The following is a 24,445-nucleotide window of genomic DNA, read 5'->3' as shown; positions in this document are numbered from 1 at the left end:
CGATTTGCCAATTGTTTAGGATGGCAATCGAATGGTCAATACATTGGCATATACGTAATTTCCATCCGCTATAAGCCATGTTTTTGACGCCAAACTTTTTGCTCTTACAGACAAGGGAATGCCTCCTGAGCCGACTACGATCCGGCCGGTCGGCAACCAGGCAAGCCTCACCAGGAGAAGTGCATGAGCAGCGTCGTCGCCGTCGTCAAAAGCATCATCGGCCAAGTGATTGCGGTATCCCCCGAAGGCGTCCAGCGCGTCCTGGTGGAAGGTGACCGCATCTACCAGGGCGATCAGTTGCTCACCGGCGCCGCGGGTGCGGTGACACTCGACGTCGGCAACGGCAAGCTGGTGGACCTGGGCCGTGACAGCCAGTGGAGCAGCGCCGACCTGCCGCAGGCCGAGGCTCCCCGCGCTACCACGCAGGCCAACGACGTGCCGAGTACCGAGGACCTGCAGAAGGCCATCGCCGCCGGCCTCGACCCGACCCAGGCGCTCGCCCCCACTGCAGCCGGCCCGAGCGCCGCGCCTTCGGCCGCCGGCAACGGTGGCGTCGGTGGTGGTCACAGCTTCGTGGTGCTGGACGCTACGGCCGGGCGCGTCGATCCGACCATCGGCTACGACACCGCCGGCCTGGGCAACGGCGGCGACGCATCCGACGAAAGGCAGGGCGAACTGCCGCCCAACCTCGCCCCGGAATTCTCCGAAGGCAGCAACGGCGTGCTGAACCTCACCACCGCCGAGGACACCCTGCTCACCGGCGCCTTCGCCGCCCGCGATCCCAATGGCGACACCATCAGCTACAGCGTCGGTCAGGCTCCGGCCAACGGCCTGCTGGTGCTCAACCCCAACGGCACCTGGCAGTACAACCCCAATGGCGACTACAACGGTGCCGACAGCTTCACCGTGATCGTCACCGACAGCCGTGGCGCCACCAGCACCCTGGTGGTGAACGTCGGCATCACTCCGGTGAACGACGCCCCGGTGGCCACTGGCACCTACACCAGCAGCGTCACTGACACCGCCGCCAACGACAGCTTCGCCGACATCAAGGGCCAACTGACCGCCACCGACGTCGACGACACCAACCTGACCTGGAGCGGCAGCGCCAAGGGCGCCTACGGCGAGCTGACCGTCAACGCCGACGGCAGCTACACCTATGTGGTCGACGCCAACGCGGTGAACGCCCTCCCCCTGGGCCAGAACCCGAGCGAAAGGTTCACGGTGACCGTGACCGACCCGTCCGGCGCCACCGACACCCGCGTCATCACCATCAACGTCCAGGGCGCCAACGACACCCCGGTCGCCCAGGATGGCCAGGCCAGCGGCAACGAAGACAGCGTGATCGGCGGCCAACTGGTGGCCACTGACCGCGACACCGGCAGCACCCTTACCTTCACCACCAACGGCAATCCGCCAGCGGGCTTCACCCTGAAGCCGGATGGCAGCTGGACCTTCGATGGCAAGGACCCGGCCTACCAGCACCTGGCCGAGGGCGAGACCCTGGTCGTGCAGGTGCCCTACACCGTCACCGATGAGCACGGCGCGACCAGCACCGCCACCCTCACCGTGACCCTGACCGGCACCAATGACGCACCGGTCGCCCTGCCGGGCGCGGCCACCACCGAAGAGAACACCGTGCTCAACGGCCAGGTCCCGGCCGCCTCCGACGTGGATGGCAACGTCACCGGCTACCAGCTGACCACCGGCGTCGGCGCCAATAACGGCACCCTGACCTTCAACCCGGACGGCAGCTACAGCTTCAACCCCGGCAAGGATTTCGACGCCCTCGCCGATGGCCAATCCCGCGACGTCACCTTCACCTACCAGGCGAAGGACAACAACGGCGCCCTGAGCGACCCGCAGACCATCACCATCACCGTCACCGGCACCAACGACGCGCCGGTCGCCCTGCCGGGCGCCGCCACCACCGAAGAAAACACCGTGCTCAATGGCCAGGTCCCGGCCGCCTCCGACGTGGACGGCAGCATCGCCGGCTACCAGCTGGTGGGCGACGTCGGCAATGGCAATGGCTCGCTGACCTTCAACGCCGATGGCAGCTACGTCTTCAATCCGGGCAAGGACTTCGACAGCCTCGCTGACGGTCAATCGCGCGACGTCACCTTCACCTACCAGGCGAAGGACAACAACGGCGCACTGAGCGATCCGCAGACCATCACCATCACGGTCACCGGCACCAACGATGCCGCCGTGATCGCTGGCCAGACCAGCGGCAGTACCGATGAGACCGACGCACCGGTCAGCCTCAACGGCAAACTGACCATCAGCGATGTCGACAGCCCGGCCAGCTTCCAGGCCCAGGCCAACACCGCCGGCACCTACGGCAAGTTCAGCGTCGCTGCCGACGGCACCTGGAACTACGTTGCCGACAGTGCCTACAACGAACTGAAGGTTGGCGAACATCTCACCGACTCCTTCACCGTCCTCGCCGCCGACGGCACCAGCACCACCGTGACCGTCACCATCAACGGCACCAACGATGCCCCGCTCGCCACCGCCACCAGCGGTGCGGTGAAGGAAGACGCACAGATCAGCGGCCAGCTCGCCGCCAGCGACGTCGACCATGGCGCCCAGCTCAGCTACGCCCTGGACAAGACCGCCCCGGCCGGCTTCAGCGTCGACACCGACGGCAAGTGGAGCTTCGATGCCAGCGTCAGCGAATACCAGCACCTGAAAGCCGGTGCCACCCAGGTCATCAGCGTGCCGTTCACCGTCACCGACGAACACGGCGCCACCAGCTCCAGCACCTTGACCATCACCATCACCGGCACCAACGATGCGCCAGTGGCCGATGCCATCAGCGCCAACGCCAGCGAAGACAAGCTCAGCATCGGCAAACTCACCGCTACCGACGTGGACGATGGCGCCAAGCTCAGCTTCAGCCTGAATGACAAAGCCCCGGCCGGCTTCACCCTGGCCAAGAACGGCAGCTGGCTGTTCAACGGCCTCGACCCGGCCTATCAGAGCCTGGCCGCTGGCGAGACCAAGGTGCTGTCGATCGACTACACCGTCACCGACGAACACGGCGCCACCAGCACCAACACCCTGACGCTGACCGTCACCGGCACCAACGACACCCCCATCGCCCTGCCCTCGGTGACCGTCGTCCGCGAAGACGCGCAGATCAGCGGCGAGCTCAAGGCCATCGACGTCGATAACGGTGCCCAGCTGACCTTCAGCCTGAACAAGGCCGCCCCGGCCGGCCTGATCCTCGGCAGCGACGGCAAATGGAGCTTCGACGCCAGCGATGCCGCCTACCAGCACCTGAAAGCCGGTGCCGTACAGCTCATCAGCGTCCCCTACACCGTCACCGACGAGCACGGCGCCAGCACCCAGAGCGTGCTGGTGATCACCGTCACCGGCACCAACGACGCGCCGCGGGCTGACGCTGCCACCGCGGCCGCCACCGAAGATGCCGTCAGCAAGGGCCAGCTCACCGCCACCGACGTGGACGACGGCGCCAAGCTGAGCTTCAGCGTCTCCGGCAACCCGCCCGCCGGCTTCACCCTGAAGACCGACGGCAGCTGGACCTTCGACGGCAAGAACCCGGCCTACCAGTCCCTCGCCGAGGGCGAGACCCGGGACATCCAGGTCAAGTACATCGTCACCGACGAGCACGGCGCCACCGATACCCAGACCCTGACCCTCACCGTTACCGGCACCAACGACGCCCCAGTCGCCTACGCCGATACCGTCACCACCGAAGAGAACACCGTTCTCAACGGCCAGGTCCCGGCTGCCACCGATGTCGACGGCACTATTGCCAGCTACCAGCTGACCACCGATGTGGCGCAGGGCAAAGGCTCGCTGACCTTCAACAGCGACGGCAGCTACAGCTTCACTCCAGGCACGAACTTCGATCACCTGGCCGATGGCGAGAGCGACACCGTCACCTTCACCTACCAGGCCAAAGACAACAACGGCGCCCTGAGCGACCCGCAGACCATCACCATCAACGTCACCGGCAGCAACGACGCGCCGGTCGCCAGCGCCACCAGCGGCGCAGTGAAGGAAGATGCACAGATCAGCGGCCAGCTCGCCGCCACCGACGCCGACAACGGCGCCCAGCTCAGCTACGCCCTGGACAAGACCGCCCCGGCTGGCTTCAGCGTCGACGCCAACGGCAAGTGGACCTTCGATGCCAGCGTCAGCGAGTACCAGCACCTGAAAGCCGGTGCCACCCAGGTCATCAGCGTGCCGTTCACCGTCACCGACGAACACGGCGCCACCAGCTCCAGCACCCTGACCATCACCATCACCGGCACCAACGATGCGCCGGTGGCCGATGCCATCAGCGCCAACGCCAGCGAAGACAAGCTCAGCATCGGCAAACTCACCGCCACCGACGTCGATGACGGCGCCAAGCTCAGCTTCAGCCTGAATGACAAAGCTCCGGCCGGCTTCACCCTGGCCAAGAACGGCAGCTGGCTGTTCAACGGCCTCGACCCGGCCTATCAGAGCCTGGCCGCTGGCGAGGCCAAGGTGCTGTCGATCGACTACACCGTCACCGACGAACACGGCGCCACCAGCACCAACACCCTGACGCTGACCGTCACCGGCACCAACGACACTCCCATCGCCCTGCCCTCGCTGACCTTCGTCCGCGAAGACGCGCAGATCAGCGGCGAGCTCAAGGCCATCGACGTCGATAACGGCGCCCAGCTGACCTTCAGCCTGAACAAGGCCGCCCCGGCCGGCCTGATCCTCGGCAGCGACGGCAAGTGGAGCTTCGATGCCAGCGATGCCGCCTACCAGCACCTGAAAGCCGGTGCCGTACAGATCATCAACGTCCCCTACACCGTCACCGACGAGCACGGCGCCAGCACCCAGAGCGTGCTGGTGATCACCGTCACCGGCACCAACGACGCGCCCAGAGCCGACGCCGCCACCGCGGCCGCCACCGAAGACGCCGTCAGCAAGGGCCAGCTCACTGCCACCGACGTGGACGACGGCGCCAAGCTGAGCTTCAGCGTCTCCGGCAACCCGCCCGCCGGCTTCACCCTGAAAACCGACGGCAGCTGGACCTTCGACGGCAAGAACCCGGCTTATCAATCCCTCGCCGAAGGCGAGACCAAGGACATCCAGGTCAAGTACATCGTCACCGACGAGCACGGCGCCACCGATACCCAGACGCTGACCATTACCGTCACCGGGACCAATGACCCGGCCGTCATCGGCGGCGTGGCCACGGTCAATGTCAACGAGACCGATGCCCCCATCGCCACCGGCGGGCAGTTGACCGTCAGTGATGTCGACGGTGCCGCCAGCTTCCAGGCCCAGAGCAATGTCGCCGGCCTGCACGGCACCTTCAACCTCGGCACCGACGGCGCCTGGACCTATGTCGCCAAGGACGCCTACAACGAGCTGAAGCAGGGCGAGACCCTGACCGACACCTTTACCGTCAAGGCCGCCGACGGCACCAGCAGCACCGTCACCGTGAACATCGTCGGCACCAACGATGCTCCGGTCGCCTATGGCGATACCAGGACCACCGGCGAGAACGCAGCCTTCTCCAGCCAGGTCCCGGTGGCCACCGATATCGACGGCACCGTGGTCAGCTACCAGCTGGCCAGCAATCTCGGCACCGGTAACGGCTCGCTCGCCTTCAACAGTGACGGCAGCTACAGCTTCAACCCCGGCAAGGACTTCGACAGCCTGGCCCAGGGCGAAACCCGCGACGTGTCCTTCACCTACCAGGCCAAGGACAACAACGGCGCGCTGAGCGACCCGCAAACCATCACCATCACCGTCACCGGGACCAACGACGCCCCGGTAGCCGGTCAGATGGTAGGAACCGTCTACGAAGACAACTGGATCGGCGGGCAACTGCCCGGCAGCGACGTCGACCACGGCGCCCAACTGACCTACAGCACCACCGGCCCGCTGCCGGCGGGCTTCGGTAGCGACAGCAGCGGTCGCTGGGGCTTCGACGCCAACAACCCTGCCTACCAGCACCTGGCCGTAGGCGACACGCAGACCTTCACCGTCAACTACAGCGTCACCGACCAGTACGGCGCCAAGAGCTCCAGCACCCTGACCATCACCGTCATCGGCACCAACGATGCGCCACAGGCCCAGGCCGCCAGCGCCTCGGTGAACGAAGACAACCTCTCCAGCGGCACGCTCACCGCCACCGACGTGGATGACGGCCACACGCTCGCCTTCAGCCTGAAGGAGGCAGCGCCCGGCGGCTTCACCCTGAACCAGGACGGCACCTGGAGCTTCGACGGCAACCATGCCGACTACCAGCAGCTTGGCGCAGGTGAAACCCTCGAACTGCAGATCAAGTTCATCGTCACCGACGAGCACGGCGCGACCGACGAGAACGTCCTGACCCTGACCGTGACCGGCAACAACGACGCCGCGATCATCAGCGGGGCGAAGATCGTCAATGTCAACGAGACCGATGCGCCGATCACCACCGGCGGCCAACTGAGCGTCAGTGACGTCGACGGCCCGGAGACCTTCCAGGCCCAGACCAACGTCGCTGGCCAATACGGCACCTTCAACCTCGGTACCGATGGCGCCTGGACCTATGTCGCCAAGGACGCCTACAACGAGCTGAAACCGGGCGAGACCCTGACCGACACCTTCACCGTGAAGGCCGCCGACGGCACCAGCTCCAGCGTCACCGTGAACATCCTCGGCACCAACGACGCCCCCACCGCCTACGACGACAGCGTCAGCGTCGACGAGAACGGCCGCGTGAACGGCAAGGTGCCGGCCGCCACCGATCCGGATGGCCGCGTCGCCAGCTACCAGCTGGTCACCGATGTCAGCCAGGGCCAGGGGTCGCTGAACTTCAACTCCAGCGGCACTTACCACTTCGATCCGGGCAGCGACTTCGACCATCTGGCCGCCGGCGAGAGCGCAACCGTCACCTTCACCTATCAGGCGAAGGACAACAACGGCGCGCTGAGCGAGCCCAAGACCATCACCATCACGGTCACCGGTAGCAATGACGCGGCCATCATCAGCGGCGTCAAGTCCAGCTCCGTCAACGAGACCGATGCGCCGATCAGCACCGGCGGCAAGCTCACCGTCAGTGACGTCGACGGCCCGGAAACCTTCCAGGCGCAGACCGACGTCGCCGGCAAGTACGGCACCTTCAACCTCGGCACCGACGGCACCTGGACCTATGTTGCCAAGGATGCCTACAACGAGCTGAAAGTCGGCCAGAGCTACACCGACACCTTCACCGTCAAGAGCGCCGATGGCACCAGCGCCACCGTGACCGTGAACATCGTCGGCACCAACGATCGCCCGGTTGCCTTCTCCGATAGCCATAGCACCGAGGAGAACACCGTACTCCACGGCCAGGTCCCGGTCGCCACCGACATCGACGGCACCATCGTCCGTTACGAAGTGGTCAAAGACGTTGCCCAGGGCAAGGGCACGCTGACCTTCAATGACGACGGCAGCTACACCTTCAATCCGGGTACCGCCTTCGACCACCTGGCCGCCGGCCAGAGCGAGAACGTCACCTTCACCTACCAGGCGAAGGACAACAACGGTGCCGTGAGCGATCAGCAGACCATCACCATCACCGTCACTGGCAGCAATGACGCGGCCATGATTACCGGCCAGGCCAGTGGCAGCGCCAACGAAACCGATGCCCCGGTCACCATCGGCGGCAAGCTGGACATCAGCGACGTCGACAGCCCGGCCAGCTTCCAGGCGCAGACCAACTCCGCTGGCGACTACGGCAAGTTCAGCATCGGTGCCAATGGTGCCTGGACCTATGTCGCCAACAGCGCCTACAACGAACTGAAGCAAGGTGAAAAACTGACCGACAGCTTCACCGTCAAGGCCGCCGACGGCACCAGCGCCACCGTGACCGTGACCATCGTTGGTACCAACGACAAACCTGTAGCCTTCGCCGACACCGCCAGCACCGGCGAGAACACCGTGCTGGATGGCCATGTACCGGCCGCCACCGACGTCGACGGCACTATCGCCAGCTACCAATTGGCGACCAACGTCGCTGCCGGCAAGGGCACCCTGACGTTCAACGCTGACGGCAGCTACCGCTTCAACCCTGGCACCGCCTTCGATCACCTGGCCCAGGGCCAGAGCGAGAACGTCACCTTCACCTACCAGGCGAAGGACAACAACGGCGCGCTGAGCGATCCGCAGACGGTCACCATCACCGTCACCGGTACCAACGACAAGCCGGTGGCCTACGCCGACACCCAGACCACCGAAGAGAACACCGTTCTCCAGGGGCAAGTCCCGGTCGCCACCGATATCGACGGCACCATCGCCAGCTACCAGCTGGCGACCGATGTGGCCCAGGGCAAAGGCACGCTGACCTTCAACGCCGACGGCAGCTACACCTTCACCCCCGGCACCGCCTTCGATCACCTCGCCGCCGGCCAGAGCGAGAACGTCACCTTCACCTACCAGGCGAAGGACAACAACGGCGCCCTGAGCGACCCGCAGACCATCACCATCACCGTCACCGGCACCAATGACGCGCCGGTGGCTGTACCTGACACCGCACACACCAACGAAGACACGGCCATCCGTATCGACGTGCTGGGCAACGACACCGACGCCGAACACGACGCCCTGATCGTCACCGGCGCCAGCGCCGGCAATGGCACCGTCGTGATCAACCAGGACGGCAGCCTGAGCTACACGCCGAAGGAAAACTTCAGCGGCTCCGACACCATCACCTACAGCATCAGCGACGGCAAAGGCGGCACCTCCACCTCCACCGTGACGGTCAGCATCGAGGCCGTGGCGGACAAACCCAGCCTGAGCCTGGACGGCAGCAGCAGCCATCCGAAAGCCACCGGCCTGACTGTGGACACCTGGACCGGCCTGGCCCTGGGCAATGGCGGCAACGGCGCAGCACCGGCCGACCTGCAGGCGAAGATCGACGCCGCCGGCACCCCGACCACCCATGGCTCCACCAACAGCGTGAGCAACACCGACGTCACCGCCGGCACTGCCACCAAGGTCAGCGGCCTGATCTTCCTCGAGGCTGGCCACACCTACACCTTCACCGGTGTAGGCGATGACAGCGTGCGCCTGGTCATCGGCGGCAGCACCGTCGCCCAGGCCACCTGGGGCGGCACCGGCGGCACCAGCGGCCAGTTCAGCGGCACCTTCACCCCGACCGAAAGCGGCTACTACCCGATCGCGCTCTACCAGCACAACCAGAGCGGCCCGGGCAACTACACCCTGAGCATCTCCGACAACGGCAGCAGCGCGCAGGTGCTGGGCACCGGCAGTGCGCTGGTGTACCACAACGCCGGCGAACTGACTTCCGGCGGCGAGCGCCTGTCCGACCTGACCGGCAGTTCTGGCCAGACCCACTACAAGGTCTTCGGCCTCAATGAAGGCAACGAAGACACCACCATCAACCTGTCGAAGATCAAGGCTGCACTGGTCGACACCGACGGCTCGGAAACCCTCTCGGTCAGCATCGGCAAGATTCCGGTCGGCGCCACCCTGAGCGACGGCAAGAACAGCTTCACCGCCGACGCCACCCACAACAGCGTCGACCTCAAGGGTTGGAACCTCGATACCCTGACCCTGACTCCGCCAGCCGACTTCAACGGCACCATCAAGCTGGAAGTCAGCGCCACCGCGACCGAAAGCAGCAACAACGATGCGGCGACCCGTACCGTCGACCTCAACGTCACCGTGTACCCGGTGAACGACGCGCCGACCGTCAGTGGCGCACAGAACCTGACCACCGACGAGGACACCCCGGTCTCGGGGCAGATCCACGCCAGCGACGTGGACGGCGACAGCCTCGGCTATGCCGTGAAGAGCGGCAGCGGCCCGGCGCACGGTTCCGTGACCTTCGGCAGTGACGGCCAGTACACCTACACCCCGGCCAAGGACTACAACGGCAGCGACAGCTTCACCGTGGTGGTCAGCGATGGCAAAGGCGGTAGCGTCGAGCAGGTGGTCAAGGTCGGCATCAACCCGGTCAACGACGCACCGACCACCAGCGACCAGAGCAAGACCGTCGCCGAGGACAGCCCGCTGACCGGCAAGATCGCTGCCAGCGACGTCGACGGCGACACCCTGAGCTACGCCGTGAAGAGCGGCGTCGCCCATGGTCAACTGGTGCTCAACACCGCCACGGGTGACTACACCTACACGCCGGCTGCCAACTACAACGGTCCGGACAGCTTCACCATCACCGTCAGCGACGGCAAGGGCGGCAGCGTCGACTCCGTGGTGAGCATCACCGTCACCCCGGTCAACGATGCACCGGTGTTCAATGCGCCGAGCAATACCACCACGCCGGAAGACACCCCGCTGACCGGCAAGGTCAGCGCCACCGACGTCGATGGCGACAGCCTCACCTACAGCCTGAAGTCGGGGCCGAGCCACGGCAGCATCGTGGTCGACGCTGCCGGCAACTACACCTACACCCCGAGCAAGGACTACAACGGCGGCGACAGCTTCACCGTCACCGTCAACGACGGTCACGGTGGCGTGGTGGATCAGGTCGTCAGCCTCACCATCACCCCGGTGAACGACGCACCGACGACCGGCAACCAGACCAAGACCGTCGACGAAGACAGCCCGCTGAGCGGCAAGATCATCGCCAGCGATGTCGACGGCGACACCCTGAGCTACGCCGTGAAGAGCGGCGTCGCCCATGGTCAACTGGTGCTCAACACCGCCACGGGTGACTACACCTACACGCCGGCTGCCAACTACAACGGCCCGGACAGCTTCACCATCACCGTCAGCGACGGCAAGGGCGGCAGCGTCGACTCGGTGGTGAGCATCACCGTCAACCCGGTCAACGACGCGCCGACCACCGCCGACCAGTCCAAGACCACCGCCGAAGATACTGCGGTGACCGGCAAGATCATCGCCAGCGATGTCGACGGCGATACCCTGTCCTACACCCTCAAGGCCGGCAGCGCGCCGGCCCACGGCACCGTCACGCTCAACGCGGCCACCGGTGACTACACCTACACCCCGGCCAAGGACTACAACGGCTCGGACAGCTTCACCGTGGTGGTCAGCGATGGCAAAGGCGGCACCGTCAACTCCGTAGTGAGCCTCAACGTCACCCCGGTCAACGATGCGCCGGAAGCGAAGAGCGACAGCAAGTCCACCGGCGAGAACAGCACGCTCAACGGCCAGGTGCCGACTGCCACCGACGTGGACAGCGCGGTCAACCCCAACGGCTACACGCTGGTCCAGGGTGTCGGCAGCGGCAACGGCAGCCTCACCTTCAACGCCAACGGCAGCTACGTGTTCAACCCGGGCACTGACTTCGACTCCCTCGCTCCGGGCGAGAGCCGCCAGGTGACCTTCACCTACACCGCCAAGGATGCCGAGGGTGCAGTCAGCGCACCGGCCACCGTGACCATCACCGTCAACGGTGCCAACGACGCCCCCAATGGCGCCGACAAGACCATCACCCTGGACGAGGACAGCAGCCGCAGCTTCAGCGCCAGCGACTTCGGCTTCAGCGACGTCGACCACAACGACGCCCTCAGCGCCGTGCGGATCGACAGCCTCCCCACCAACGGCAGCCTGAAGCTCAACGGCAACGCCGTGAACGCCGGCCAGGTGATCGACGCCGCCGACCTCGGCAAGCTGGTCTTCACCCCGGCCGCCAATGGCAACGGCAGCAACTACGCCAACTTCACCTTCTCGGTGAAGGACAGCAACGGTGCCTTCGACGCCACCCCGAACAAGGTGACCTTCAACGTCACCCCGGTGAACGATGCACCGGTGGCAGTCAACGACACCTTCACCGTCAGCGGCCTGACCGGCAAATACTGGGGCTACAACGAAGGCCCGGATGGCAGCAACCTGACCAGCCTGGGCCAGGTGACCGCCTTCATGAACGGTCACGCCGCCAGCGCCACCTTCACCTCCACCACGCTGAACTACAACCTCAGCGGCGGTGACCTGGGCGGCGACGGCAACCTGCAGAAGTTCCTCGGCAACGATGCCGGCTCGCTGAACACCGACCCGGCGAACACCTCCGATGCGATCATCCAGCTCACCGGCGCGATCAACCTCAACGCCGGCAGCTACCAGTTGCGGGTGAACGCCGACGACGGCTTCAGCATCAAGATCGACGGCGTGGAGGTGTTCAAGTACGACGCCATCCAGAGCCCGACCGGTCGCGAATCGGCGGTGTTCACCATCGCCCAGAGCGGCAACCACAGCATCGAGATCGTCTACTGGGATCAGGGTGGCCAGGCCCAGCTGCAGGTGGAAATGCGCCCGCAGGGCGGCACCTACGCCACCGTGGGCGGCACCGCGCTGACCCACGCCGTGGGCGAGCTGGTGACCAACGAGGACACCCCGCTGACCATTGCCCCGCAGACCCTGCTGGGCAACGACAGCGACGTGGACGGCGACAGCCTGTCCATCGTCAGCGTGCAGGGCGCGGTGAACGGCAGCGTGAAGCTCGAAGGCGGCAACGTCGTCTTCACTCCGGCCAAGGACTTCAATGGCAGCGGTAGCTTCACCTACACCATCAGCGACGGCCATGGCGGCACCAGCACCGCGACCGTCACCGTCGGCGTCAACGCGGTGAACGATGCGCCGGAAGCCAAGGGCGACAGCAAGACCACTGGCGAGAACACCTCGATCAGCGGCCAGGTTCCGACCGCCACCGATATCGACAGCGCCGTGGACGCCAACGGCTACGCGCTGGTCAGCGGCCCGAGCGCCGGCACCCTGACCTTCAACGCCAACGGCAGCTACGTCTACAACCCGGGCACGGCGTTCGACTCGCTCAACGTCGGCGAAACCCGCCAGGTGACCTTCACCTACACCGCCAAGGACGCCCAGGGCGCGGTCAGCGCTCCGGCCACCGTGACCATCACCATCAACGGCGAGAACGACGCCCCCACCGGCGCCGACAAGACCGTCAGCCTGAACGAGGACAGCAACCGCACCTTCACTGCCGCCGACTTCGGTTTCGCCGACAAGGACGCTGGCGATGCGCTCAAGGCCATCCGTATCGACAACCTGCCCACTGCCGGCAGCCTGACCCTCAACGGCCAGTCGGTGACCGCCGGCCAGGTGATCGCCGTCAGCCTGCTCGCCAGCCTGGTCTACACCCCCCTGGCCAACGCCGCCGGCTCCACCTACGCGACGCTGAAGTTCTCGGTGCAGGACAGCCACGACAGCTTCTCCAGCTCGTCGAGTACCCTGACCTTCGCCGTCACCGCGGTGAACGATGCGCCGCTGTCGGCGGACGGTTCGGCCAGCGTCTACGCCGGCAAGACCTACACCTTCGGCACCAAGGACTTCGCCTTCAGCGACACCGCGGACTCCGCCAACGGCCAGAACCACAGCCTGCAGAACGTCATCGTCAAGGCCCTGCCGGACTCCGGCAGCCTGCTGCTCAACGGCACCGCGGTGAAAGCCGGCCAGGCCATCAGCGCCAGTGACATCTCCAGCGGCAAACTGACCTTCGTCCCGGACAGCTCGGGCAGCAACGCTCACTTCAGCTTCGCCGTACAGGACAGCGGCGGCACTGCCAACGGTGGCGTCGATACTTCGGCGACCTATGGCTTCGACATCCACGTCGGCCAGGTGCAGATCCCGAGCACCACGCCCAACGGCGACAACACCCTCACCGGTGGCTCGGGCGACGACGTGATCCTCGGCGACGTCGGCGGTATCAAGACCCTCACCCAGGGCGGTACCAACTACAACATCGCCCTGGTGATCGACACCTCCGGCAGCATGGCCTACAACCTCGCCGGCCAGTCCGGCGCGGCGTACAACGACTCGCGCATGAAGCTGGTCAAGGACGCGCTGATCAACCTGGCCAATGAACTCAAGGGCCACGACGGCATCGTCAACATCGCCCTGATCGGCTTCCAGAGCACCGCCAGCCTGAAGGTCAGCGTCTCTGACCTGACCAGCGCCAACATCGACAAGCTGGTCACCGCCATCAACGGCCTGTCCGCCACCGGCGGCACCGACTACCAGGCGGCGTTCGAGCAGGCGGTCAGCTGGTTCAACGGCCAGACCAAGGGCTACACCAACCTGACGCTGTTCCTCACCGACGGCGACCCGACCGAGTCGAAGAGCTACGGTGACGGCTCCAGCACCAACAGCAACATCGTCAAGGAGTCGGCACAGGCCTTCGTCACCCTCAGCGGCCTGAGCGAAGTGCGCGCCATCGGCATCGGCACCAACGTCAACTCGGACATCCTCAAGCACTTCGACAACACCAGCGTCACCGGTGTCGATACGTCGATCAGCCTGGGCAGCACTTCCACGACGCTGTTCACGTTCGACAACAACACTGCCCTGCCGAACTGGAAACTGACCCCAAGCTCATCCGGCTCGGCCGCAATCGCCAACAACAAGCTGGTGCTGACCGACACCAATGCCGCCGGCTCTACCGTCGTCAACAGCTCGGACCTGACCGTCGCCAAGAACACCACCTCGACCTTCAGCTTCGACTTCACTGAATCCATGCGCAATGGCGACGCCTTCGTGTGGAAACTGATGAAGAGCGACGGTAGCGGCGGCTGGACCCAGGTCGAGACGCACACGCTGAGCTCCAGTTCGAGCAACACCACCTACACCTCCACCAGCGTCGGCGAAGGCACCTACCGCCTGGACTTCACGCTGACCGATGGCAGCTCGCAGGGCACCGCGACCGTCAACCTGGACAACGTCAAACAGACCGTCACCACCTACGCGCCGACCGGCGAAGTGGATATCGTCAAGCAGGCCAGCGACCTCACTGCCGCGCTGCATGGCGGTTCCACTAGCACCGAGCTGGCGCCGTCGGGCAACGACACCATCCACGGCGGTGCCGGCGACGACATCATCTTCGGTGACACCATCAACACCGATAACCTGCCCTGGGGCGTCAACGGCAATCCGGCGAAACCGGCCGACATGCCGGCGGGCTCCGGCGTCAGCGCGCTATCGGCGTTCCTGGAGCTGAAGAACGGCCACGCCGCGACCAGCGACGAGATGTACGACTACATCAAGAACAACCACACGCTGTTCAACGTCGAGGGCGATACCCGTGGAGGCAGCGACAGCCTCTACGGCGGCGAGGGCAACGACATCCTCTACGGCCAGGGCGGCAACGACTTCCTGTTCGGCGAGAATGGCAACGACATCCTCATCGGCGGCACCGGGGACGACCAGCTGACCGGCGGCAAGGGCAACGACATCCTCACCGGTGGTGCGGGCGCGGACCTGTTCATCTGGAAGGCCGGCGATACCGGTAACGACACCATCACCGACTTCAAGGCCGGTGAAGGTGACCGCATCGATATCAGCGACCTGCTGCCGGAGACCGCGCACAACGACATCCTCAGCTACCTGAAGGTGGACACCGCGACCTCGACCCTGCAGGTGAGCACCACCGGGCAGATCAACAGTGGCGGCGCGGCGGACGTGACCATCAAGCTGAGCGGCGTCGACCTCTCCAGCTACGGCTCGACCTCCACCGAGATCGTCAACAAGCTGGTGGCGGGTTCCGACCCGGTGGTCAAGACTGAGCATCACTGATCCGCGGTTGCCGCCAGGCTTCCAAACGGTCAGGCTCTGACACGGCGACAGCGGGGCCACCCTTCGGGGTGGTCCCGCTGTCGTTCCTTCACATCAAGAGACATGGGGACGGGTCGATGCTGTACATCCAGCGCAACGCCGAGGGAAAAGTCGCGCGCGTCGAGGACGCCGAGTTCGAAGGCGCCACCGGTACCTTGCCGGCGGACCATCCGGACATCCAGGCCTGGGCGGCCGAGAGCAGCCTGCTGCAACTCAAGCAGAGCGACCTGGACATGATCCGGGTACTGGAGGACTTGATCTCGGTCCTGATCACCAAGGGGGTGATCCGTATCACCGACCTGCCGCCGGCGGCACGCTCGAAGCTGCTCAACCGCACCCAGGCTCGGGAAGCCCTGGGCGGGCTGACCCGGCTGATCAACGACGACGAGGAAACGGGGCTGATCTGAGCCCCGTTTTCTTTTGCGCGACGGCTGCATAGCCCTCCCTGTAGGAGCGAGCTTGCTCGCGAACCGCATGGCACGATCCACTACGGACGCTGCCCAAGCCGTCGCTTTCCACGTGCAAGATCAGTCTTTGCTCGAAATGCTTTTGCCTCAGGCTGGGGATTTCTGCGCCGCTTCGGCGTAAGCGCGGACTTCGTGTTTCGCCCCCTCGGGCGACCTCCTTTGGAAAGACCCAAAGGAGGCAAAGGTCTCGCCCCTGCCATCCGGTTTTTCGCTTGGGGCGAAAAATACCCTCGTTGAACCGAAGTTTCAGGGGCACGCCGCGAAGGGCCATCCCTGGCCCATCGCGGCTCTCGCGACATCCATGCAGCTCAACCCCTGAAACTCCGGCTCAACGAGGCCTCCTGAAAGGGGCACTCCGGAGCGTGCGGAAATTTCTCTGGAAATCTTCGAGAGCCAGAGCCAAAGCCATGGCGAATTACCCGCAGGAGCGCCCCGCCCTGACGTCAATCACCAGGGCGCCGGCCCACCGAACAGCTGCCCCTGCACGCCCTGGATACCCATTTCCTTCAGCACACGGAACTCCCCGGCCGTCTCCACGCGCTCGGCGATCAGCGGCAGGTCGATGCTGTGCGCCGCGCGCTGCATCGCCTCGATGAACAGGCGCTTGTCGTTCTCCTGATCAATATGGCGGATGTGGCTGCCATCGACCTTGAGGTACGCCAACCCCAGCCGCGCCAGGTTGCCGATCATGCTGAAGCGCCCGCCGAAATGCTGCAGGCTCAGACGATATCCCAGCTCGCCGAGGCGGCGGGTCAGCGCTTCGAGCACTGGTTGCGCCGGCAGCTGGTCTTCCTCCAGCTCCAGGGTCAGGCGCCCGGCGAACTGCGGGTGCTGCTTCAGCAGGTCGAACACCCGGGTGGTCGCCCATTCGTCACGCAGCAGCGCAGCGGACAGGTTCAACGCCAGCGGTCGATTGTGCTTCGCCATGTCCGCCAGCACGCTTTCCAGCATCAGCAGGTCCAGCCGCGCGGTCCAGCCGAAGCGGTCCAGCCAGGGCAGGAAGCGCCCGGCGGCGATGCTGCCGCCCTGTCCGTCCGGCAGGCGCGAGAGCACCTTGTAATGCAGCACCACCTGCGGGTCGGCACAGGACACCACGGCCTGGAAGTGCAACTGGAAGCGCTTGTGCACCAGCGCCTCGTCCAGCAACTGGTGCCAGCTGTGACGCTCCTCGGCGACCGGCTTAGCGCCGCCCTGGAGGAAGGCCCAGCAACTGTCGTTCTGCCGCTCGGCCTGCACCAGCGCCTCGTCCGCGCGCTGCAACAGCGCCTGGGCGGATTCGCCGGAAACGAAAGGCACCAGCCCCAGGCAGGCAACCGGACTGACGTCGCTAGCACCGGTGGTGACCAGCGCAGCGAGCATGCCTTCCAGGCGCATCGCCAGGGCCGGCGCGTCCTCGGGCATCAGTCCAGGCGCCAGCATGACGAACTCGCCGCCACGGCTGCGCGCCAGCGTCAGGCCCGCGCCCACCCCTTGTCCAGCCAGGCGCAACTGGTCGGCCACGGCCTTGAGCAACTGGTCGACGCGCTGGCCGCCCAGGCGCTGGTTCAGTCCGGCGAGATCATTCACCCGCAGGACCAGCAACACGCCGCTGCTGACCCGGTCCTCGGCGCTCAGCCGGTTGTTCAGCTGCATGTCGAAGAAGCGCCGGTTGCCCAGCCCTGTCAGGCTGTCCTGATAGGCCTCGTCGCGCAGGCGTTCGCTGCGCTGGGCCTGCTCCTGGAACAGTGCCTTGAGCTTCTCCACCATCTGGTTCATGGCCTGCACCACGCGACGCAGCTCGGGGGTGCGTGGCAGTTCCGGCAGGCTGAGGAATTCACGGCGGGCGATGGCGTGGGACTGCTCCACCATGTAGTCCAGCGGCTTGAGCTGGCGGCGCAGCAGGATGGCGCCGAGCACGGCGCTGGCGATGCCACACAGCACCAGCCAGAGCAGGCTGCCCAGGGCGCTCTGCCAGAGCTTGGCGATGGCGAACATCGGGTGGCTGAGCACTTCCACGCGCGCCGCCTGGGTCCAGCCGCGGCTGACGATGGCGTCGCCGCCGGCCGAGTGCAGGTTGATCAGCGAGATGAACCACTGCGGCACCTTGGCTGCCACCGCGTCGGGCACGCCAGTGCGCTCGACGATCACCTTGTTGGTCGACAGGTCGATCACCCGGATGCTCTCGAAGTAGCCACTGTCGAAGATCGAGCTGACCATCAGCTCGACCATCGCCGGGTCGTCGATGTTCGGCGTCAGCGACAGGCCCAGCGCGGTAGCCGCATCCTGGGCATGGGAGCGCAGCTGGTTGCCATACTGCTCGCGCGAGCTTTCCAGGCCGACCATGAAGCTGCCGCTGAAGGCGACCACCAGGAACAGGCAGATGGCGATCAACAACTGTTTGAACAGGGACATCGTGTCTCCAGGCTCCGTCGATGGAGCTATTCGCCTCAGTCAGAGGAGCTATTCGTTCTCGGGAAAGCCTTCGGCCTTCATCTTCTTCAACAGGTCCTGCCAGCGCGACAGCCGCTTGCTGTCGCCCACCTGCTTGCCGCCGCCCGCACCACTGCCGGCCAGCCACAGGCCCTCGCCGTTGAACGCATAGACCGGCTGCAGGTCGCTGCGCTGGCTGGCCGGCAGGATGCTGCCGATCAGGTTGTCCAGCACCAGCGGCACGGCGTCGGGCCTCGGGTAATAAGTCAGCACCATATGCGCCTGGTTCAAACGCAATGCCTTGACGTAGGTAATGCGCAGCTTCTGTGCCGGCACGCCCAGGTGTCGCAGGCTGATGTACTTGGCGATGGCGAAGTCCTCGCAATCGCCGGCGCCCTTGAGCAACGCCTCCACCGGCGTGGCCCAGTAATCCACTTCGTGCCAGAGGCTCAGGTCGTCGGTGAAACGCAGCTGGTCGTTGAAGAAGCGGTTGACCGCCTGCAACTGCTCGCGCTCGCTGGCGGAGGCCTGCTGCGCGAGCAGCTTCTGCCAGGCGTCGATGCGCACCTGACCGTCGCCCAGCGGGCCGTAGAGCCGCGTGGACTGTTCGCCAATGCGCTTGAAGTCCCACTCAAGCTGCTGGGCGCCCGCCAGGACGCCGAGCGATGTCACCAGCACCAGGGCCAAAGGGCCCGGCCAGCAACGGCGCAACGTCCTGGAACAACGGCTGAACACGATCGCGACTACCCGACTGCGAGCGCCAACAACCAGCTGCGGGCGCAGGGGTGGCATGGTGCAGACTGGCCGGGAAAAAAACAATGGCACAATGCAATCACTGCATTGTGCCATCACCGGGTGACGCGGGCTTGAGCGGGATCAGCTCTTCTCGGGCGGGGTCACGATGTCGAACCAGAAGTTGAAGTCCTCCAGCATGCCGAACAGCTTGGCCAGCAGCAGCGGATTGCCCGAGCTCTTGAGCTTGCCCTCGAACACCAGGCGCACCGGCGAGACTTCCTTGAGCATCAGGCGATTGAGGTCGGCACGGTCGATGGTCACGGTTTGCCCGGCGTTCTCGCTCTGCACGCCCTTGATGTTGTTCAGGTGCGAGTTCTTCAGCTCCAGCAGGTACTGCTCGTTCTTGTCCGGCAGCACCAGGTTGATGGCGAAGTCCTCGCCTTCGGCCTTTTCCGCGTTCAGACGCACGCCGAGGTAGTCGAACAGCAGGCCGGTATCCATCGCCGCCAGCGCATCGGGGCTGCCCGACTTCATCGGCGGCAGGTCACGGGGCACGCCGTTGCGCAGTTCCTGCGCTGCCGCCAGGTAGCTGTTGCGCCAACCGGCGTTCTCCGCCTGGTAGCCGAGCTGTTCCAGGGCGTCGGCCTGCAGGCTGCGTGCCGCCTGGTTGCTCGGGTCGGCAAAGACCAGCTTGTTCACCACCTCCACCACCCAGCGGTATTCGCCCTTGTCGTAGGACGCCTTGGCCATCTGCAGCAGGTGGTCGGCGCCGCCCATGAACTCGACGTACTTCACCGCCAAATCCTCTGGCGCCAGCGGGTTCAGGGTCGCCGGGTTGCCGTCGTAGTAACCCAGGTACTTGTTCACCACCGCGCGCACGTTGTGGCTGACGCTGCCGTGATAGCCGCGGTTGAACCATTCGTTGGCCAACTCCGGCGGCACTTTCAGGCGCTCGTGGATCTGGTTGATGGTCACCCCGTTGTTGGCCAGGTGCAGGGTCTGATCATTGAGGTAGCCATACATGTCACGCTGTTTCTCCAGGGTGCGGACGATGTCCTCGTGCCCCCAGCGCGGCCAGTTGTGCACGGCGAACATCACCTCGGCCTGGTCGCCGAAGCGGTGCAGCGCCTCGTTGATGTACTTGCTCCAGCCCAGCGGGTCGCGAATCTCGGCGCCGCGCAGGGTATAGAGGTTGTGCAGGGTGGCGGTGACGTTCTCGGCCATCAGCAGCGCCTTCTGCTGCGGCAGCCAGACGTTCATTTCCGCTGGCGATTCGGTGCCCGGAGTGTTCTGGAAAGTGAAGGGCACGCCATCGATTTCCAGGTCCTGCAGGTTGCCCTCGATCAGCCTGGTCGGCGCGATGATGCTCATCGGGCCGTGGGCGACCCCCTTGCCGATGGCCATGTCGACCTGGCCGTTCGGCCCCTTGGGCAGCAGCGTGCCGTACTGGTAGGTGGCACGACGCAGCATGGCGTTGCCGGCCAGCACGTTCTCCTTGATCGCCGCTTCCATGAAGCCCTTGGGCGCGATGATCTGCACTTCGCCCTTGTCGACCTGTTCCTGGCTGACCAGGCCCTTCACGCCGCCGAAGTGGTCGATATGGGCATGGCTGTAGATGATCGCGCGGATCGGCTTCTGACCCAGCTCCTGGCTCACCAGGGCGTAGGCGGCCTTGGAGGTCGCCGGGGTGGTCAGGGTGTCGATGACGATCCAGCCGGTCTTGCCCTCGATGAAGGTGGTGTTGGCGAGGTCGAAGCCGCGCACCTGATAGATGCCGTCGGTGACCTTGAACAGGCCGTAGCTGAGGTTCAGCTGCGCCTGGCGCATCAGGCTCGGGTTGACGCTGGCCACGTCCTTGGCGGCCTTGATGAAGTCGTAGTCGCCCAATTGCCAGGCCACCGTGCCGTCCTCGTTCTTGATCACGAGGTTCTCGGGGCGCTTGATCAGGCCCTTTTCCACCCGGTCGAAATCGGCGCGGTCACTGAAGGGCAGCGACTGGCGCACCTGCTCCTGGGCGGCAGCGGTAAAGGACGTGGGCGCCTTGGGTTGCTCGGCGGCAGCCAGCAGGCCAGGGCAAAGGCCGGCCAGCAGCACGGCAGCGGAAAGACGGGACATCGGAGGGCTCCGGTATTTGTAGTTGTGCTCGCACTATGCCGGCCGTCGCGCTAATAATTCCAATGCATTCCAATTTCACAATCAATGCAGGAAGCGCATGAGCGATCTCCGCCAGCTACGCCACTTCGTCGCCCTCGCCGAGCACGGTCACTTCGCCCGCGCCGCGGATGCGGTGAATCTTAGTCAACCCGCCCTGTCGCGGAGCATCCAGGCGCTGGAAGGCCAGCTGAGCTGCCAACTGGTGGACCGCAACCCGCGCGGCGTCACCCTCACCGCCCATGGCAAGCTGGTGCTGGAGCACGCCCGTCGCCTGCTCGCCGGCGACCGCGCACTGAAGAATGCCGTGCTGCAGATGGCCGACCTGGAAACCGGCGAGCTGCGCCTGGGCGCCGGGCCATTTCCCGGCGCACGGCTGATGCCCCAGGTGCTCGCGCGCTACTGCAGCGCACACCCGAAGGTGTCGGTCCTGCTCTCCATCGAGAACTGGAGCGAGCTGCACCAGCGTCTGCTGGACGACGAGCTGGAGCTGTTCATTGCCGACTACCGCGAACTCGAAGGCGACAACCGCCTCGACATCCTGCCGCTGCGGGTGCATCGCAGTGTGCTGTTCTGTCGGCCGGGACATTCACTGATCGGCAGCGCGCCCTCGGTGGAGCGCCTGCTCGACTTCCCGCTGGCCGGCCCGCGCCTGCCGCGTGATGCCCACGAAGGCATGGTGCGCACCCTGGGTCGCGACCAACCGCTAAGCGTGCAATGCGACGACGTACTGATGCTCAAGGAACTGGTGAAAGGCAGCGACGTACTCTGCCTCGCCACCTGGGACGTGGTAGCAGCCGACGTGCAGGCCGGCAGCCTGGCAATATTGCCCTGGCCCGGCGGTACCGACGCCTCAGGGCGTGGCTCCGCCTACGCCCTGGTACGCCACGCCAGCCGCAGCCTGTCGCCGGCGGCCAGTCAGTTCGTCGAGTTGCTGCTGGAGGAAGACGCGGCGTTCAACGCCGCGTCGTGAAGGTCAACGACGCCACCCCTGGTGCGGCCCACCGTAGTAGGCCGGCGGCGGTGCCGGCTGGTAATAGCGAGGACCATCCCGCCAACCGCCGTGACCGTGTCCCGGCGGCGGAAGGATCACGCAGCCAACCAGCGGGAGAAACAACAGTGCAGCAGCAAAGATACGACGCATGGCGCCTCCATCAGGCGAGCCGGCCGCCCCACCGGGATGCGGGGCGTACATTCTTCCGGTCTCGCTAGATCAGACATGTCTGTCAGAAGGCGGTGCCACAGCCGAAGGTAAAGCTTGGGTAAATCAGCCGTTTACCGTTTCCAGGCGACGAAGCTTGCGGCTTTGCAGGTGCAGCACACCGAACAGCAGGACCTGTACTTTCTCGGTGATCGAACGGCGGCGAGCCAGCAGCAGCACCTCGCCCGCATGCACCACCAGCAGGATCGCGGAGAGCCACAGCAGCGGGCGATGCAGCTCGCCGAAGGGGTAGATCAGGTTGAGCACGGCAGCGACCCAGAACGTGGTCAGCGCGCCCTTGGCGAAGCTCAGCAACTCGGACATGGCGATGGACTCCTCAAGTGAAGGTCACCGCAGTCTGCCGCCCGGCACGCCGCGCACGCTCCTGCCTTTCGACTGGCCCACGCACCAGGATGCGGCGTCGCGCTTCATTTGAGGGCGAGCGAACGCCCCGGCTTGCAGCGAAACATCCACCCCGAGCCACCGCAGCCCTTCTGCTTCGGCACTTTCGCCAACTTGGCACGCCGCTCGCTTTGCATCGGCTGTGCAGGAACGATCCGAACCACTCGGACAGCGGCACCACAATCTGACAATGGATGACTAGGGTTCCGGCTCGCGCAGCGAGTGACTGGTCCGAGAGTCATCGACCTCCAGCGAGGTTACACGGCGGGACAAAAGCCCGGGAGACGAGAGCGACAAGTGCCGCCCGACTCCTGCCTGCCCGACAATCGACTGGAGATGCTCCATGCGCAAGCCCCTTCTGACCGCCCTGTTCGCCGCCGGCCTTACCGCCTTCAGCCTCTCTGCCTCCGCCGCCGCGAAGAACAGCTTCAACCTCTGCTGGACCCTCTACGCCGGCTGGATGCCCTGGGAGTACGCGGCCAGCCACGGCATCGTCGACAAGTGGGCGAAGAAGTACGGCATCGAGATCAAGGTCACCCAGCTCAACGACTACATCGAGTCGATCAACCAGTACACCGCAGGCACCTTCGATGGCTGCACCATGACCAACATGGACGCCCTGACCATCCCCGCCGCCGGCGGCGTCGACTCCACCGCGCTGATCGTCAGCGACTTCTCCAACGGCAACGACGGCATCGTCCTCAAGGGCGAAGGCAAGACCCTGGCCGATCTCAAGGGCATGGACGTCAACCTGGTGGAACTCTCGGTCTCCCACTACCTGCTCGCCCGAGCGCTGGAAAGCGCCCGCCTGACCGAGAAGGACGTGAAGACGGTGAACACCTCCGACGCCGATATCGCCGCCGCCTTCAACACCGATGAAGTGCAGGCCGTGACCACCTGGAACCCGATGCTCGCCGAGGCGCGCGCCAAGCCGGGCACCACCGAGGTGTTCAACTCCAGCCAGATCCCCGGCGAGATCATGGACATGATGGTGGTCAACAGCGCCGTACTCAAAGACAACCCTGCCCTGGGCAAGGCACTGACCGGTGCCTGGTTCGAGACCGTGGCGCTGATGCAGGGCGACAGCGCCGAAACCCGCGCCGCGTTGGAACACATGGCCAAGGCCTCGGGCACCGATCTCGCCGGTTACCAGAGCCAGCTCGCCACCACCAAACTGTTCGCCACGCCACAGGAAGCCCTGGCCTTCGCCACCAGCCCGAAGCTGCCGGCGACCATGGACAAGGTCGCGGCCTTCTCCTTCACCCACGGCCTGCTCGGCGAAGGCGCCAAGAGCGCCGACGCGGTGGGCATGAGCTTCGCCAACGGACTGTCCACCGGCGACGCGAAGAACCTCAAGCTGCGCTTCGACCCGACCTACGTGCAGATGGCGGCTGACGGGAAGCTCTAAGGCGCCCTCACATGGCACCTCATTTCATTCCCGAAGCCCCTCTCCCCCGCCCTCTCCCTGAAGGGAGAGGGAGCTGTCCGTGCCGACTGACGCCGTGGTTTCAACCTGCACAGAACG

Annotated in this window: 9 protein-coding genes and 1 riboswitch; of the genes, 4 read left to right on the top strand and 5 right to left on the bottom strand. The window is 65.4% G+C overall.

The genetic code is table 11. The features are described from left to right. Positions 1-183 precede the first annotated feature (183 nt). Together ACKI1H_RS11765 and ACKI1H_RS11760 are read left to right on the top strand one after the other, a co-directional pair. Entirely contained in the window at positions 184-15,516 is a 15,333-nt protein-coding gene (locus tag ACKI1H_RS11765; RefSeq protein WP_440468425.1) for a retention module-containing protein, read from the top strand. Positions 15,517-15,632: 116 nt separating this feature from the next. Continuing rightward, positions 15,633-15,962 carry a hypothetical protein gene (locus ACKI1H_RS11760; protein ID WP_024767779.1) on the top strand — a complete coding sequence of 110 codons (330 nt, stop codon included), beginning with the start codon at positions 15,633-15,635 and terminating at the stop codon, positions 15,960-15,962. Between the two features lie 507 nt (positions 15,963-16,469). Here ACKI1H_RS11760 and lapD read toward each other — a convergent pair. From lapD to ACKI1H_RS11745, 3 genes are all read right to left on the bottom strand, one after another. After that, positions 16,470-18,413, bottom strand: coding sequence for a cyclic di-GMP receptor LapD (lapD, locus tag ACKI1H_RS11755; RefSeq protein WP_440468424.1), 1,944 nt, complete (start codon positions 18,411-18,413; stop codon positions 16,470-16,472). A gap of 48 nt (positions 18,414-18,461) precedes the next feature. After that, positions 18,462-19,118: a cysteine protease LapG gene (gene lapG / locus ACKI1H_RS11750; RefSeq protein ID WP_138520633.1), complete on the bottom strand. Its 657-nt coding sequence runs from the start codon at positions 19,116-19,118 to the stop codon at positions 18,462-18,464. 189 nt (positions 19,119-19,307) lie between these two features. After that, the gene (locus ACKI1H_RS11745) at positions 19,308-21,281 is read right to left on the bottom strand and encodes an alkyl/aryl-sulfatase (RefSeq protein ID WP_440468423.1); all 1,974 of its coding nucleotides are present in this window, start codon (positions 21,279-21,281) and stop codon (positions 19,308-19,310) included. Positions 21,282-21,378: 97 nt separating this feature from the next. On the opposite strand from ACKI1H_RS11745, the gene ACKI1H_RS11740 reads away from it, so the two are divergent. Then, on the top strand, positions 21,379-22,290 hold the full coding sequence (locus ACKI1H_RS11740; protein ID WP_440468422.1) for a LysR family transcriptional regulator: 912 nt from the start codon (positions 21,379-21,381) through the stop codon (positions 22,288-22,290). Between the two features lie 3 nt (positions 22,291-22,293). Here ACKI1H_RS11740 and ACKI1H_RS11735 read toward each other — a convergent pair whose 3' ends face one another. Together ACKI1H_RS11735 and ACKI1H_RS11730 are read right to left on the bottom strand one after the other, a co-directional pair. Then, on the bottom strand, positions 22,294-22,461 hold the full coding sequence (locus ACKI1H_RS11735) for a hypothetical protein (protein ID WP_156160365.1): 168 nt from the start codon (positions 22,459-22,461) through the stop codon (positions 22,294-22,296). A 123-nt stretch (positions 22,462-22,584) separates the two neighbouring features. Then, on the bottom strand, positions 22,585-22,842 hold the full coding sequence (locus ACKI1H_RS11730) for a DUF1145 domain-containing protein (RefSeq protein WP_138520630.1): 258 nt from the start codon (positions 22,840-22,842) through the stop codon (positions 22,585-22,587). Between the two features lie 265 nt (positions 22,843-23,107). Next, a riboswitch (guanidine-I (ykkC/yxkD leader) is annotated at positions 23,108-23,206 on the top strand. 57 nt (positions 23,207-23,263) lie between these two features. On the opposite strand from ACKI1H_RS11730, the gene ACKI1H_RS11725 reads away from it, so the two are divergent. Then, positions 23,264-24,328: a putative urea ABC transporter substrate-binding protein gene (locus ACKI1H_RS11725; RefSeq protein WP_440468421.1), complete on the top strand. Its 1,065-nt coding sequence runs from the start codon at positions 23,264-23,266 to the stop codon at positions 24,326-24,328. The last annotated feature ends 117 nt before the right edge of the window (positions 24,329-24,445 follow it).

The organism is Pseudomonas sp. YH-1 (genome assembly GCF_051990045.1).
Classification (GTDB): domain Bacteria; phylum Pseudomonadota; class Gammaproteobacteria; order Pseudomonadales; family Pseudomonadaceae; genus Pseudomonas; species Pseudomonas nicosulfuronedens.
This window is presented reverse-complemented; position numbering and strand designations above follow the sequence as displayed.